Source organism: Chryseobacterium sp. MA9 (assembly GCF_024399315.1).
Classification (GTDB): domain Bacteria; phylum Bacteroidota; class Bacteroidia; order Flavobacteriales; family Weeksellaceae; genus Chryseobacterium.
Genome location: NZ_CP075170.1, coordinates 1,901,987 through 1,916,174 on the forward strand (window position 1 = coordinate 1,901,987; position 14,188 = coordinate 1,916,174).

General features: G+C 36.2%; 18 protein-coding genes. 12 read left to right on the forward strand and 6 right to left on the reverse strand.

The genetic code is table 11. The features are described 5' to 3' along the window. The first annotated feature begins 204 nt into the window (after window positions 1–204). From KIK00_RS08510 to KIK00_RS08525, 4 genes are all read left to right on the forward strand, one after another. A complete protein-coding gene (locus KIK00_RS08510) occupies window positions 205–555 on the forward strand; it encodes a hypothetical protein (RefSeq protein ID WP_255816133.1) in 351 nt (116 codons plus the stop codon). Between the two features lie 98 nt (window positions 556–653). Then, entirely contained in the window at window positions 654–983 is a 330-nt protein-coding gene (locus KIK00_RS08515) for a hypothetical protein (protein ID WP_255816134.1), read from the forward strand. Between the two features lie 344 nt (window positions 984–1,327). Further along, entirely contained in the window at window positions 1,328–1,864 is a 537-nt protein-coding gene (locus KIK00_RS08520; RefSeq protein ID WP_255816135.1) for a hypothetical protein, read from the forward strand. A gap of 403 nt (window positions 1,865–2,267) precedes the next feature. After that, window positions 2,268–3,404: a 1-acyl-sn-glycerol-3-phosphate acyltransferase gene (locus KIK00_RS08525; RefSeq protein WP_255816136.1), complete on the forward strand. Its 1,137-nt coding sequence runs from the start codon at window positions 2,268–2,270 to the stop codon at window positions 3,402–3,404. Window positions 3,405–3,470: 66 nt separating this feature from the next. Here the strand turns inward: KIK00_RS08525 and KIK00_RS08530 are convergent, their stop codons facing one another. Beyond that, on the reverse strand, window positions 3,471–3,749 hold the full coding sequence (locus KIK00_RS08530; protein WP_255816137.1) for an NTF2 fold immunity protein: 279 nt from the start codon (window positions 3,747–3,749) through the stop codon (window positions 3,471–3,473). Between the two features lie 195 nt (window positions 3,750–3,944). Next, the gene (locus tag KIK00_RS08535; RefSeq protein WP_255816138.1) at window positions 3,945–4,994 is read right to left on the reverse strand and encodes an alpha/beta fold hydrolase; all 1,050 of its coding nucleotides are present in this window, start codon (window positions 4,992–4,994) and stop codon (window positions 3,945–3,947) included. Between the two features lie 227 nt (window positions 4,995–5,221). Between KIK00_RS08535 and KIK00_RS08540 the strand changes: the two genes are divergently transcribed. Next, window positions 5,222–5,767, forward strand: a complete 546-nt coding sequence (locus KIK00_RS08540) for a hypothetical protein (RefSeq protein ID WP_255816140.1) — start codon at window positions 5,222–5,224, stop codon at window positions 5,765–5,767. 15 nt (window positions 5,768–5,782) lie between these two features. Here KIK00_RS08540 and KIK00_RS08545 read toward each other — a convergent pair whose 3' ends face one another. From KIK00_RS08545 to KIK00_RS08555, 3 genes are all read right to left on the reverse strand, one after another. Beyond that, complete coding sequence (locus tag KIK00_RS08545) at window positions 5,783–6,211, reverse strand: DUF3592 domain-containing protein (RefSeq protein WP_255816141.1); 429 nt, start codon at window positions 6,209–6,211, stop codon at window positions 5,783–5,785. 90 nt (window positions 6,212–6,301) lie between these two features. Next, a complete protein-coding gene (locus KIK00_RS08550; RefSeq protein ID WP_255816143.1) occupies window positions 6,302–7,789 on the reverse strand; it encodes a class A beta-lactamase-related serine hydrolase in 1,488 nt (495 codons plus the stop codon). Between the two features lie 87 nt (window positions 7,790–7,876). Next, window positions 7,877–8,449, reverse strand: coding sequence for a helix-turn-helix domain-containing protein (locus KIK00_RS08555; RefSeq protein WP_255816145.1), 573 nt, complete (start codon window positions 8,447–8,449; stop codon window positions 7,877–7,879). 188 nt (window positions 8,450–8,637) lie between these two features. Here KIK00_RS08555 and KIK00_RS08560 point away from each other — a divergent pair, with 188 nt between their 5' ends. Then, entirely contained in the window at window positions 8,638–9,531 is an 894-nt protein-coding gene (locus KIK00_RS08560) for a CPBP family intramembrane glutamic endopeptidase (protein ID WP_255816146.1), read from the forward strand. A 102-nt stretch (window positions 9,532–9,633) separates the two neighbouring features. On the opposite strand, the gene KIK00_RS08565 is transcribed toward KIK00_RS08560, so the two are convergent. Further along, window positions 9,634–11,103 carry a hypothetical protein gene (locus KIK00_RS08565; protein ID WP_255816147.1) on the reverse strand — a complete coding sequence of 490 codons (1,470 nt, stop codon included), beginning with the start codon at window positions 11,101–11,103 and terminating at the stop codon, window positions 9,634–9,636. 424 nt (window positions 11,104–11,527) lie between these two features. Here KIK00_RS08565 and KIK00_RS08570 point away from each other — a divergent pair, with 424 nt between their 5' ends. Genes KIK00_RS08570 through KIK00_RS08595 form a run of 6 tightly spaced genes read left to right on the forward strand, consistent with a single transcriptional unit; the run spans window position 11,528 to window position 14,007 of the window. Next, window positions 11,528–11,743, forward strand: a complete 216-nt coding sequence (locus tag KIK00_RS08570; RefSeq protein WP_034697211.1) for a RebB family R body protein — start codon at window positions 11,528–11,530, stop codon at window positions 11,741–11,743. Window positions 11,744–11,760: 17 nt separating this feature from the next. Continuing rightward, window positions 11,761–12,276 (forward strand): hypothetical protein, encoded by a 516-nt coding sequence (locus tag KIK00_RS08575; RefSeq protein ID WP_255816148.1) that lies wholly within the window; start codon window positions 11,761–11,763, stop codon window positions 12,274–12,276. 38 nt (window positions 12,277–12,314) lie between these two features. Continuing rightward, window positions 12,315–12,503: a hypothetical protein gene (locus tag KIK00_RS08580; RefSeq protein ID WP_255816149.1), complete on the forward strand. Its 189-nt coding sequence runs from the start codon at window positions 12,315–12,317 to the stop codon at window positions 12,501–12,503. Next, the gene (locus KIK00_RS08585) at window positions 12,500–13,330 is read left to right on the forward strand and encodes a hypothetical protein (protein WP_255816150.1); all 831 of its coding nucleotides are present in this window, start codon (window positions 12,500–12,502) and stop codon (window positions 13,328–13,330) included. The genes KIK00_RS08580 and KIK00_RS08585 overlap by 4 nt, the downstream gene beginning before the upstream one ends. A 42-nt stretch (window positions 13,331–13,372) precedes the next feature. Beyond that, a complete protein-coding gene (locus KIK00_RS08590) occupies window positions 13,373–13,756 on the forward strand; it encodes a hypothetical protein (protein WP_255816151.1) in 384 nt (127 codons plus the stop codon). Between the two features lie 23 nt (window positions 13,757–13,779). Then, window positions 13,780–14,007 (forward strand): RebB family R body protein, encoded by a 228-nt coding sequence (locus tag KIK00_RS08595; protein ID WP_255816152.1) that lies wholly within the window; start codon window positions 13,780–13,782, stop codon window positions 14,005–14,007. Window positions 14,008–14,188: the final 181 nt, after the last annotated feature.

Consider the following 14,188-nt stretch of genomic DNA (forward strand, 5'->3'; position numbering starts at 1 on the left):
AGATACGGAGAGTATTTTCACATCTTGGACAACAAACGAAAATGTAGCTGCAAAATTCGCAAATAAAAATGGCGGTGGTGTGATTTTAAAAAATCTTTTTATGTTCATGAGATTGTACCTAGTCCTGACAAATATAACGAGCAAGAGGTATTAATTCCTGGAATAGTAATAGGAGCAACACCAACAATAGTAAAAAGTAAATAAATGGAAACAAGCAATTTTCAAAAAATATTAAATTTATTTAAAAAGCAAAGCGATAATTATTTATATGCAACTATATATAATTATTTAAAGTCCATAGATAAACTTGAATATATTCTTATTGATAAAAATAAGGTAATTTCTATATATACAGTAAGAAATGAAATTAATAATACTGTAAATGAAAGTTTAAAAATCCAAGGCTATGATGAGTTATTAAATAATCTTAATCTATTTAATAGTAAAAAAGTAATTATTAGCAACTTTGATTATAACAAAAAGGATTTCACCATTTTTATCAATGACAATGAGACTGAAATATTAGGAATATTATGGCGGGATATCAATAAATAAAAATAATATCCTTTGTTAATGAAGAACGTACTACTTGCGTCTTTAAGTGTAATATGCCATCCTATAGCTGGACAACAAAATAAATTGTTATTAGAGAAATGAAAGAAATAATTTATTCTAAAATAAAAGAATATGACCCTCAATTAAATGATTTTGAAATCTCATATTCAAATCACCCTTTATTGTTGGATGATGTAATTATGTCCTATAAAGGAAGAAATAAATTGGCTAAAAGCGAAAGTATAAAAGAATTAACATCTGAGATCTTAAATAATCTTCTTTTAATTCAAAACGAATCTATTGAATATGTAAAATTTGTTGTTGTAAGATATGATATTACGAGTAGGCTGTTTGTTTTTGCAGAAGATTATTCAAAAGTTTTTTTTGATTTTACATTTCCAACTGAAAATAATTTAGAATCTAATTAGAAATTAAAGAACACAAGCATATTTGTTTCAGACATATTGCTAATAAATTAGAGTATTGATTTTCAATACTCTAATTTTAAAAATACTAGTAAAATATAAAGTTGAGATAATATTGTTGATAACCAGAACAGAAGAACAGAGAAAATAGGCTATTTAAAATATTGAAGATCATACAAGATGTTTCAGATGTGTTGGTAAAAAACAGAATATTTTATCATATACATAGCATTTAGGAAATGCGCGGGTAAGCTATTCCAGATCCTCAGCTGGTCTAGTGTTAATATTTTCAATATTAGATTAATGGGACCTCCTGTACCTATAAGATACAAATAATAAAAATAAATATGTTAAAAGAATTATTAAAAAAAACTGATGATGAGTTAGTTAGCATCAGTGAGCAATATAGAAAATATTACAATTCCAATTTTGAAACTTTTAAAATTGAATATGAAAATTATGCTAATACAACAAAAAAGGAATTACCATTATTAGCTTTAGATTATATCAAGATTTATCAGTTATTTGGATACAATCAGGATGAAATATCATTTTTCATACGTAAAAAACTAGTTTCTTTTTATTTACTTAATATATCTGATTTTATAAAAAAAGAGGATGTATTTGTCATATATTCATTTATTGACATTTTCTATTGTGATCCTTTGTTTTTTGAAAATGAGGAAACCTTAACGACCTTTTTTGAAGTTACTTATCCAATATTATTATTGAAAACGGAGGACATGTCTTCATTTATTGCCATAGCCTGCATGAGGTATATTGTCATATTAGGTTCTGAAAAAGAAGGAAAAATATTTTTAGAAAGATATTTATATGAGAACAAAAATGGCATTTATATAGAAGATGTAAAGGAAGAGTTATAAAACTTATAGTATTATCTAAACATATTAATTAGAGTATTAATTTTCAATACTCTATTTTTAAAAGCACTAGTAAAAATGTAAAGTTGAAATAATATTGGGGATAGCCAGAACAGAAGAACAGAGAAAATAGGCTATTTAAAATATTGAAGATCATACAAGATATTTCAGATGTGTTGGTAGAAATTCCGGATTTATAAAATACTGAAGAACAAAGTTGTGAAAAAAATCTATTTTTGGAGCAGAGTTGAATGTAAACATTAGAAATATAATTATGATTTTCTTTTACAATTAACGCAATATTCCCCGAACTCCTACGCCCTTCATAATACTTTAACACCCATTATACCCCATCCCCCAATAAATTTTCGTTCTTTTGCAAAAGTTTTAATTTTTACCTAACTGCATGTCTAAGTTTGATGAAATCCGGTATTTCTATGATCAGGAAGTGAATGAGAGATTACAGAGCATAGCCCGTGATCCGATGATGAAAGCTCTGATGAATTTTACTTTTCCTGATACGGATGAGCAGGTTTGGCTGGAACAGTTTAAAAATGTTCATTCCATTAGTGATTTCCAGCATCAGTTTGTAGCGTATGCCGTTCGCCAGATCCTTGCGAAAAGCTCTGACGGCTTAACGACTTCAGGCTTCGATAGGCTGGATAAAAACACCCCTTACCTTTTCATCTCAAACCACAGAGATATTGTTCTGGATACTTCACTGCTTAATCTGGTTTTGCTGGAAGGTGGTTATATTATGACCGCTTCAGCTATCGGAGATAATCTTGTCCGCAAAAAGTTCTTAAACGTACTGGCAAAACTGAACCGAAATTTTTTAGTACAAAGAGGCCTGTCTCTTCGTGAACAGCTGACAAGTTCACAGACAATGTCTGAGTATATTAAGGAACAATTGCATCAGGAAAACCGTTCTGTATGGATTGCCCAACGTGAGGGCCGCACCAAAAACGGTAATGATTCTACCCAACAGGGCGTTTTAAAAATGCTGGCCATGGCAGCCGGAGATCAGTCACTGATTGATTATTTTAAAACATTGAAAATTGTTCCGATCTCTATCTCCTATGAGTACGATCCTACAGATTCCTTAAAGATGCCCCAACTGCTGGCTCAACACAGGGATGAGGAATACATTAAGGGGAAAAATGAAGATTTCACCAACATCATCAGTGGAATTCTGGGACAAAAGAAACGCATTCACCTTCATGCCGGTGATGTTCTTGATACTGAACTGGATGAAATTGCAGCGACCATTGACAATAAAAACAAGCAGCTGCAGGCCATTGCACAACTGATTGACCATTCTATCATCAGTAATTATAAGCTTTGGCCGACCAAATACATCGCTTACGATCTTCTTCACAATACCAATACCTACGCTTCCAAATACACGGAACAGGAAAAACAGTTATTTGTCCGCAGACTTGAAATGCGTATTGATCCATCAGATCCTGTTTCCAGAGAGTATTTCCTGGCTATGTATGCCAATCCTTTGGTGAATAAACTGAAGCTGGAAGAAGATTTATAATAAAAATTGACCACCAGATAAAAAAACCACTGCTGCTGAGTAGTGGTTTTTATTATTTAAAGGGCTTTATTCTCCATGCGTATACTCAATCACTTTTTTTGTTTTCACATTTACTTCTGCATAAGCAACACCTCCTATTACAGGAGGCATTGGAGAGTTTCCATGTACAATCCAGATACTGTCATTTTTCTTTTCTGCAACGAACGGTTTTTGTTGATTTATTGTTGATTTACCATACACTTCTTTCCATTTTTTTTCCGCTACTGATATGGCAATTTCTTTATCGGTTTTACTCTTTTCACAACTTAAAAGTGAAAATAATAATGTGAAAATAAAATATTTCATTTTAAATAAATTATGGATGATGTCTAAAGCTTCGTTATTTTTTATAAAACTTACTCTGGTTTTCTCTGGTACTCAAATATAATTATTTTAAGAATACAAGTGAAACGATTACGCTAGCGGGGAAATGGCAAAATGACTTAGTGCTTAGATTTTACTTTTCAACATTCAGATCATCCTATTTGATCTGGCAGATATTTATTTGGGTTGTGACATAGAGTCTACTTCTATGATTGCATCTGCAAATGCTTTTGGAGCTTCCTGTGGTAAATTGTGTCCAATTCCGCCCGTCAGCGTATGATGTACATATTTACCTGCATATCTTGAAGCATAACTTTCCGGGGCAGGAAACGCAGCTCCGTTGGCATCGCCTTCTAAAGTAACTGTTGGAATTGTAATGGCCGGAGACTTTGCCAGTTTAGCTTCAAGCGCATCATATTGCTTTTCCCCTTTGGCCAATCCAAGACGCCAGCGGTAATTGTGGATCACGATATCAACGTGGTCAGGATTATTGAATGCTGTAGCAGAACGTTCATAAGTTTGATCATCAAAAGTCCATTTTGGCGAAGCAGTTTTCCATATCAGTTTATTAAATGCCGCGGTATTGGCTTTATAGCCTTTATAACCTCTTTCAGTTGAAAAATAATACTGATACCACCATAAAAACTCAGCATTTGGAGGGAGAGGCTTTTCGTTCGCCTTTGGACTTCCAATTAAATATCCGCTTACCGCCACCAGTCCGGAGCATCGCTCTGGCCACAGTGCCGCCATGATGTCTGCCGTTCTGGCTCCCCAGTCAAAACCGCCAATGATCGCTTTATCAATTTTCAGGGCATCCATAAAAGCAATGATATCCAATGCGACAGCACTCTGCTGACCATTACGTTTTGTATTTGAAGATACAAAGGTAGTTGTTCCATACCCTCTTAAATAAGGGACTAAAACACGATAGCCTTTTTCTGCAAGTATCGCAGAGGACTGTTCAAAACTGTGGATATCATAAGGCCACCCATGAAGAAGGATAACAGGTTTTCCATTTTCAGGCCCTACTTCTGCATATCCTACATCCAGCAGACCGGCTCTGATTTTCTTTGTATTCTGGAAAGCTGATCTGACAGCTGCGTTTTCCAGGTCTTTTTCGCCAGTGTTGTAAGCCTGTGCTTTTAGAAACAATAATCCCATTCCCATAAAAATAACCAGAGATAAAACGGATCGTATTTTTTTACTGAAATTCAATGTAGTATTCATAATAGTGATGTTTTGTGATGGTAAAATTATGGTATAACAGAGATAGAAATAAGTACAAATACTTTGAACTGGTCATATTAAACGGCGAAAGCTGATTTTCGGACGTTAAACCGGACAAGAGAAATACAATAAAATGTCTCAAATTATTATTAAAATCTACAAAACAGCATTCATCATCAAGCAGTTTTTCTAAAAACATTATCTTCGTATCTGAAAAATTTGACAAAATGAAAAAAATAATATTTCTGGCTTCGGCTGTATTGGTTCTCAATTCCTGTGTGGTAAGAACGGCTACAAAAGTAGTGTCCGGTGCTGTAAATTTAGGATATAAAGCAGTAAAAGGAACCGTAAACGGAATCAGCTGGGCGGTAAGCAAAGCGAAGGGAAAAATTGATGAAGACCGTCTGGACGGAACCTGGAAAGTGGTAGGTGTTTATCGTGGTTCTTTCGAAGATTTTTCAAAAGATCAGAATCCTGACGGCTCATTTACCTCAGAATGTACGGAAGGTTTTGACCAGATCATTTTCAAAGCTAAAAAGTCTAAATTCAAGCCTGTGCACTGCAGCACACAGGATGAAGACTGGGTGAAATATTCTATGGAGTTTGGAAAAAATCCTTCAACAAAAGAAAAGGAGAATTATATAGAATACAACTCCAATAACTATATTTCTGTAATTGATGTGAATAATAAAACCATGGTGCTTGAAGGAAATTTGATGCCTAAACTGGCATTTTCCGGAGCTAAGTTGTACCTTCTGGAAAAGATAAAATAGAAATAGAGGTTCAGGCTATTTTAAAAATTGGTCTGCAATAAAATAACCCCCTCCCACCACCAGTAATGGCAGTGCTATTGAGACAAGTATTAAAGGCCACGCAAAAATTCTGAAATAGGTATATAAGCTTACAGAAGAAGGATCATCCGGATTATAGATAACAGTCTCCGTCTCACCTACTGACCATGCTGAAGGATTGGTGCCTTCCGGCAGTTCATAGGTATATTCAATATTATTCCGGGTACGGAAGGTAAAGAGAGGGCTAAATACTTCTCCATCCGATTCATATACACGCAGTGAGGTAACGGTTGCCGTTGCCTTTTCTGCTTTTTTTAAGAATAAAAGAGTGTTTTTGAGGCTCAGCAATGCTGCAACAAACAGAATCATTCCTGCTCCAAGGATAATATAATACTGCCACATAGTTTTCGTTTTATTTCTGTTCATAATATTACATCCTGAAAACAAATACTTATCTATTTTACTTATTTTCAGATTGATACCCTAAATATACAAAGATTTTCATTGCATAAGCAGTTATCTGGTTTCTATCCCTACAATCTTCTTTCCTTCCTCTCCAAGATAATGTAGCACCAGTTTTTCATAAACCTTATAGCCGTCATCAACATTGGTAAATATTACAATTCCTTTACCTGAATGGGGCAGTACAATGGCAATACATCTTGTCCCCTGATCAGCTCCTCCGTGAGATAATGCATAGTCACCATTTCCAAGATCATAGATTTCAAGACCTAGCCCGAAATATTTATTTTCTTTAACCTTTACCTGTTTCCTGATCATTTCCTGAAAGACTTCCGGGTTCAGTTTTTTTCCTTTCATAATACTGACCATAAAATTTCCGTAATCTTCTATCGTGGTATGCAGATCATCGGCAGCATTAGCCGTTTTAATTTTTTCTACTGGATAGGCATTTCCTTTTTCATTGTATCCTGTTACAAATCTTGACTGGTCCGTGTTCTGATCCCAGATATAGTTAGTATTACGCATTTTGAGAGGCTGAAAAATAAGTTCTTTTGCAAGCTGATCCAGTGATTTGCCAAACTTCTTTTCCAACGCTCTCCTAAGGTATTCAAAACCTTCTCCTGAGTATTGGTATTTTGTGCCGGGATCAAACTGAAAGCTGAGCTTTTTGTCAGCATTCATCCATCTCCAGTTGGGAAAACCGGTCTGATGGCTCAGGATAATTCTTGTTGTCAGTTTTTTATGTCTCGGATCACTGATGATGTCAGGATCTGTCCAGTATGTATCTAAAGGTTCATCCAACTTCCACTTTCCTACACTTACCAGACGTAAGGCTACCATTGCTGTAACAGGTTTGGTGAGAGAGGCTACATTAAAATAGGCATTAAGAGGAACTGAAATTCCTGTTTTAGTATCTCCAAAAACTTTTACCTGCTGTAGTTTTCCACCTTCTATAATTCCTAATCCCAGGGTAGGAATATTATTTTCTTTCAGCCAGCTTTGCATCGACTGATCGTTACCAAACATTGTTTCACTATCAGTAGTCTGTTTGGGATGGTGATTAAAACTCAATGAATTCTTAAGTTTCCACTCAGCATTTTCCAAGATCCACAAATGAGTGAACTTTGCTTCTCCAACTAATTTCTCGGCCTGATCCCCTATCTTTTCATAAAACAGATGATCACCATTCTGAATGGCAGCATATATTTTTCCATCTTTATACATGGGATAAATCTCAGTGCTTTTATCAACCAAGACCCTCTTTAACTGATAGTTTTCCGGAGATTTGCATAATCCGTTTTTAAAATCAATGATGAATTTCTTTTTGTCCTCAAAGCCGCCTTTATCGTGATAGAATTCAAACCCGTTGCTTAGCATGCCTTCCATCCGGCTGATGTTACAGGTATTGTAACCTGCTGAAAAAAACAGGCTGTCTTTCGATATAATTGTTTTGTAAAGAGGATCTGTTTTTTCTGTCTGTGCATGTACTATACTCATGAACAGAATTAAAAAAGGAAGGATGAACTGTGGAGACTTTGTCATTGTTATTTTTTTGACAAAGATTCAATTTCATTTTGTTTTTCAAATAAAAATGAACCCGACAAAAACCCGACAAAGCCACGACACAAATTATAACATACTGAATTTCAGTTTAAAATACAGTTTATTTTTACGATCAATCTCTGCGGCATTTCGGAGGATCATGACTATATTGGACAATGCAATAAGGATCATAAGAATAAGGGTAAACTGCTTTCCAAGCTTTAAAAAGATTCCGAGCATAAATACAATAGGTGCCATAGCAGTCCAAAACATCTGCAGTGAGATAATCTGTTTGGTGAGACTGTTTCTCTGTTTCATGATAAACATGAGCAGAAAAGGAGCCAGAATATTTAATGGTGGTACTACCACAAATAATAAGGAGGAAAGATTGATCATTTTAATCAAAGAATAATTGACTGTTTCAGATTCTTCTGCTGTTTCTGTTTTCACTTCACTATTTTCCCCGGAAATAATGGTTTCTTCCTTTAATAATAAAGATTCTTCTATTTCCAAAGTCTGCGCCAGGGCTCTTAAAGTATGTCCTTTAGGTTCTGTTCCGGATTCTATCCTCTGAATGGTTCTTACAGAAATTTTTGATTTTTCTGACAGTTCCTCCTGAGTCAGATTTTTTTGTTCTCTTATGGCTTTTAGTCTGGACATGTTCTAGGATAATTCGAAAAAAAAATTGTTTTGGCTAATTTACATTTTTCCATTATTAAAAACAGAAGACCTCTTTTTTAAATTGAACATTACTGAAATTATGATTCTTATAAGAAATAAGTGTATTTTTATTTGAAAATAATCTTCTATTTTTCAGTTATTTATAAACTTCAACACCAGATCAGTTTATGGAAAATACAATATCCAAATCCGAAATCAGGAAGAATATTGCCACTTACCTGTGTCTTACCCTGCTTTTCTGCCTCCCGGTTTATTATATGTGCATCCGTACCGGGAAACTTGGTGGCGGAATTATATCTTACGCCACTATTGTCATGTGGTGTCCGGCTATCGCAGCTCTTCTTACCTGCCGTATCCGGAAAATTCCTGTTTCTTCCCTGGGCTGGAAATGGGGCCTTACAAAATATCAGATTATGGCTTACTGTATTCCTATTCTTTACAGTTTAGTTCCTTACCTCATCATCTGGATCAGTGGAGCTGGCGGCTTCTATAATCATGATTTCGTAGCAGAGGCTGGTAAAGGTATGGGCTGGAATCTTTCTGATGGACAGACCATCGTCCTGTATATTATTCTGATGAGCAGCTTTGGTATGGTACGCTCTGTAGGATCGGCATTGGGTGAAGAAATAGGCTGGCGGGGTCTTCTTACTCCGCAGTTGGCTAAGATCAATTCTTATACAGCTACCTCTCTTTGGATGGGTCTTATATGGTCTATCTATCATTATCCTCTTCTGCTTTTTTCCAATTATAATACGGGCGGTCCCAAATGGCTGGCTCTTTTATGCTTTACCATAATGATATTTGCATCTTGTTTCATTTTCACCTGGTTACGGTTAAAATCCGGAAGCTTATGGACCGGAGCTATTTTACATGCCAGCCATAACCTTTTTATACAGTCTATTTTCACACCGCTTACTGTGGATACAGGAAATACCAATTATTATATTGATGAGTTTGGTATTGCTCTGCCCATTGCAACCGCTGTTGTTGCTTATTTCTTTTGGCGGAAGAGAAAGGAATTGCCTGAAAGGGATACCGAAGATTCCCTTCTTTCCGCATAGCATTATTCATCAAAAAAACAGCCTTCTGTGTAGAAGACTGTTTTTTTTGAAATATCAGTGAAGTCAGTATTTTAATTAATCAGCAGAGTCCGGGCTTACTGTCTAATTGGCAATTTCCAACAGTTTTTTATAATCTTTTCTTTTCTGTGGGATGATAGGATCATAAGTAATTTGTTTGTCAATCCAGCGTTCAGGTCGTAAGAAAGAGAGTATAAGCTCCATATCTTTATCATTAAACCCTTCATAAAACCTACTTTTGTCTACTTTTGATATGGGGGTTGGTAGTGTTCCATCTTTTTTACGCGGAGCATAATGTGCCCCTGTATAATTTCTTTTTTCGTCTCTGAATTTTGCTTCAATTTTAGGTTTAAGCTCTAATTTCAGTTTTTCTATTTCCTCTCTTGTTTTGAATCCTTCGATCCTTGTTATTTTTTTAATTTCTTCATCTAATTCGTCCTTCATTCTTTTATTGATGTCTTTTATCATTTCCTGAAGAAATTTACCTGATCGTGTTGGAGGTTCACTCAGCAACAAACGTTCATAGCCGGTGGCATCTCCTCCTTTTTGAGTCTTGCCTCCACGTCCCTTCTTCCAGGCCAGCATTCTGCTACCACTCTCACTTCCTTCTTCTTCCATATACCTTACCGTGTATCCTAACATCGCCATCACTTCCAGGTTACCGCTTCTGAAGCCCAGATGCTTTACATGGGTAAAGTTTTTCTCAAAGTACTCATACAGCTTAAACTGTCCAAAACGCGTATCACCTCCCCATGCTAATAAAGATGATGTTTTTTCATCCCAAAACTCAGTAATATTGAATACTTTGGAAGGATGAATAGTACTTTTGACCTCATTGACAATATCATCAAACTTAGATCCTCTCTCTTTCACATAGCCTTTGTCACCGGTAATAATAATTGCATCATACATATCTGCTACTCTATAAACAATCTGCCTGATTCCTGTATAGCTGGTATCGTGTTCTATATGAATATCTCCTCCTTTCCCACTGAAGCGGGACCATAAAATAAGTAAGTTATTTCCACTGGTAGGTATTCCTTTTTGTTCCAGCCATTCCTTAATAGCCTGATTCTCATCGTTATTGATATTTACCCTCCATCTTTCTTTTAGCTTATCCCTTAAGGCCGGCGAGTATTTTCTCGCAATGTAATCTGTTCCATAGTTCACCCCTTTAGTATATCCTCTTCGCTTATACTTGTGTGCTTCATATTCTAATTTTCTATTACCGGCTCCCCTTAGCCGTCTTACTTTTACAATATGTATCCTGTCCTCGCTTATTCCGGAATCTTCATAGAATTTTTTTATAGAATCTGCTTTATCCGTATGGTCTGTAACACTACCGTCACCTTTTGAGATGACAACATGCAGTTCCTCATCATCAATTAAAGCCGCGGCAATCCCAAACATATCACCTGTAGCATAACCGGGCTGGGTAAGTACTGTAACTTTAGGTTTAGGGGTACGTTGAGGTTCTGGTCCTGGTGCTGGTCTGCGATTAGCATCATCCGTATTGGAAGCACCTGTTTTCTTTTTTGTCTTATTTCTTGGCATATTGTTTATTATTACGTTAGGGAACAAATTTCAAGGTAAAGCCCCCGACTGAGTAGAGGGGATCCACCCATTTTTAGAAATTCAGGGTTTACCCGTATCGGCAGACAGTGTATTTGTGTATTCATGTATTCATGATGATTAAATACACTTATATGTTGGCTTATTTTTCTGGATTCTGTTATTGAATGAATCCAATGTTTTATCTAAAAAATCACTCGTAGGAGAATTCCCTTATTTTTTAAAATTCAGTTTTTTCCCTTAATGAAGATTTATTTTGATTGATGAAATTTGTATCAGACAAAAGAGATCAACAATCTCACAGTTAAGGCTTAACCAAGAAATAACAGTAAGGCTGAGCTGAAGAAAAGTCTTTGAAAAAAGATGTTTGAAAATAAAAATAATAGTAACCCATTAAAACCAGAATATGGCAGAAACAGTAAACACCCAGACTACAGATGCAGTAACGCAGACCAATGTTACCGTACTTGGTGAGTCTCCCGCACAGGCTATGAGTATGCTTTACCAGATGGCCACCCATGCCAGTGGAATTTCCATTCAGAATTCTGTAACCAATCAGCAGAACTTGAACCAGCTCAACCCTGCGATTGTTGCAGATGCCATTAAAATTTTAAAAGGATAATATAAAACCTTACAATCATGAGTGAACACAACAGTGAAACCCAACAATCCCAGGCAGCCAATGCTACCACTCCGGCGGAGAAAGCTGTAGTATTTGTGAACAGTGAGGTATTGGCCCCTCCTAAGGGTTCCCCAATGACCGGAGTGACAAAAGTAATGATAGAACAGTCTACAGGAATGATGGTTCAGGATTTACAGTCTTTTTTGAAAGGATTTGAGCAGGTAGGTTTGATTGCATTAAGCAGACTGGCCAATAATTTACTGACATATGGAACGACTTTCGGGCCTGCTCCGGGCAGTAAAGAAACCTCCACTCAGATGGCAGAGCATCTGCAAGGTCAGGATGCAGGAAAAGGAAATGAAATGATGAAAGATTTATTTAAAATGGTAAGTGAATATGCTGAAGTAAAAGCTAAAATTTCCAATACTATTTATAATGTCAACACGCTTCCTGTCTCAGAAGCCCTTCCTTCTCCCCCATCCTATACGGAAGTAATCCCTGAGACTGAAGATCCTGAAAAAAAAAACGAGTAGATCCGGTTCCGGAAGAAGTCACATCAGAAAAGGAAGGTATGAGAAAAAGCTTTATCACGGCTGATCATGGGGGAAAATTAGTATTAAAGTCAGTAAAACTGACACAGCCACTCGTAAAACCAGAGATTAAGGAAGCAGTAATTCCTTCGGAAGAATCTGAAGTACACCCAAAGAAAAAAACAATAATAAGTCAACTCCTTGAAAAAATTAAAATAAATAAAAAATGAATTATTCTTCAACAACCAAACCCGCCAAAATTTTAAACCTGGAAAGTTTAAATGATTTAAACGAACGACTTTATCTGACTAAAAATGGTGAAATCAATTATCTGGACACCAAAAGTGCAGACCCCAAAAAGACAGAACACAATTCGGAGCGTTTTGTATTCAATCTTCAAACTTCTGATATTAATATTCAGCCATCCATAAGACTGGTCAACTGCATCAGCAGAGGAGGTAAAAGATATAATCATTTTCAGTCTTTTGTGGTGGAACCTAAAGATAAATCAACGGGAATTGCCATCATCATGGTAAAGCTGGATGACCCAAAAGTCTTTTACTGTAATGTAAGAATCTTACCTTTTACCACTTTAAGCGAAATTGCCGTTCCTGATTATGATTCAAATCTTCTTACGGTCAATCTCGAAAAATCAAAATGGATATTAAAGACGGATATTACGATTACTCCATCAGACACAGGTGAAGCACAATATTCCGTACATGATGTGGATGTAAGTGCTATTTCCGATCTGGTAGCCCAGGATGAAATAGTAGAATTAAAAAGGGAACTGGAATTTCAGGCATCCAAGCTGATTGCTCATTATTTTCAGGAAATCCTGAGTATTATAGTGAATGAAACGCCTCCAGCTGGCAGTAAATCGCTTATCATTCCGGATGATTATATCCTTACCCTTCCTCCTAATCAGTTAAAAGAAATGTTGTCAGCCAGTGCTGTTTCAGCGTGTGTCGCTTTGGAAATTACAGGATATAATGTAGTAAAAGATATCAACCGGGACTGGAGGGCTGCGGCAGCATTCATTAATTATTTGCTGTAAGTAGGTGCTCACCTATTTCCAACATTATAAAAAACAATACTTATGCGCAGAAGAATCCGCAAAAAGGCCCCCGCTCACAAACCTCCGGTACCTGTAACGGAACCTGAAATCATCGAAAAAGAAATCATGCCTTTTGTTTTAAGACATGAAGATGAAATCATTAATTATATCAGGGATAAAGCCATCAAAGAGACCATGAAATCACTGGCTCCTCTGCTGGAAAAACTGGAAGAAGCCGTGAAACAGCAAGAAGCTCCTCAGGCACAGGCTGCCACACCGGCTCAGGATGATCCTCCTATGATGAACTATGAAGAACAATTGAAAAGACTTCAGGAGGCATCAACTGCGAAGGTAAAGGAGAAAGAGCTCAAAATAATGGACCGAATGAATAAACTGAATGCCAGGTTTGGCAATATCCGTCCATAAAAACATCAAAACCAATAGATATTATGAACGAAATTGACACTATCATTATGGGAATGTCTACCGCTGTACCTAATGCTATTTCAACACAGGTAAGTGCGCATTCTACGGGATTAATGCGAATCAACTCTGCATTAAACCAGCAAAGGGATTCTATGATGGGAATTACCAATTATGTCATGGGAGTAAAAAAAATGGGATCCGGAAAGCTGAAACACAAAGAATCAGGACTATTTAGAAAAGGACGTTTTTAATTCCGGTTTCCCCACAACCACGGATGCGGTTTATTTTCTATGTAAAGATGAAATCCGGTGCCCTCAATATATACAATCAGGTCAACATTTATTTTGCACCGTCTTTCAGATGCTGTCTATGTACAGAAGCAGTCATTCAGAATCCATCTTAAGCCCAAAGGAATCCAGCATAGCCAGCATA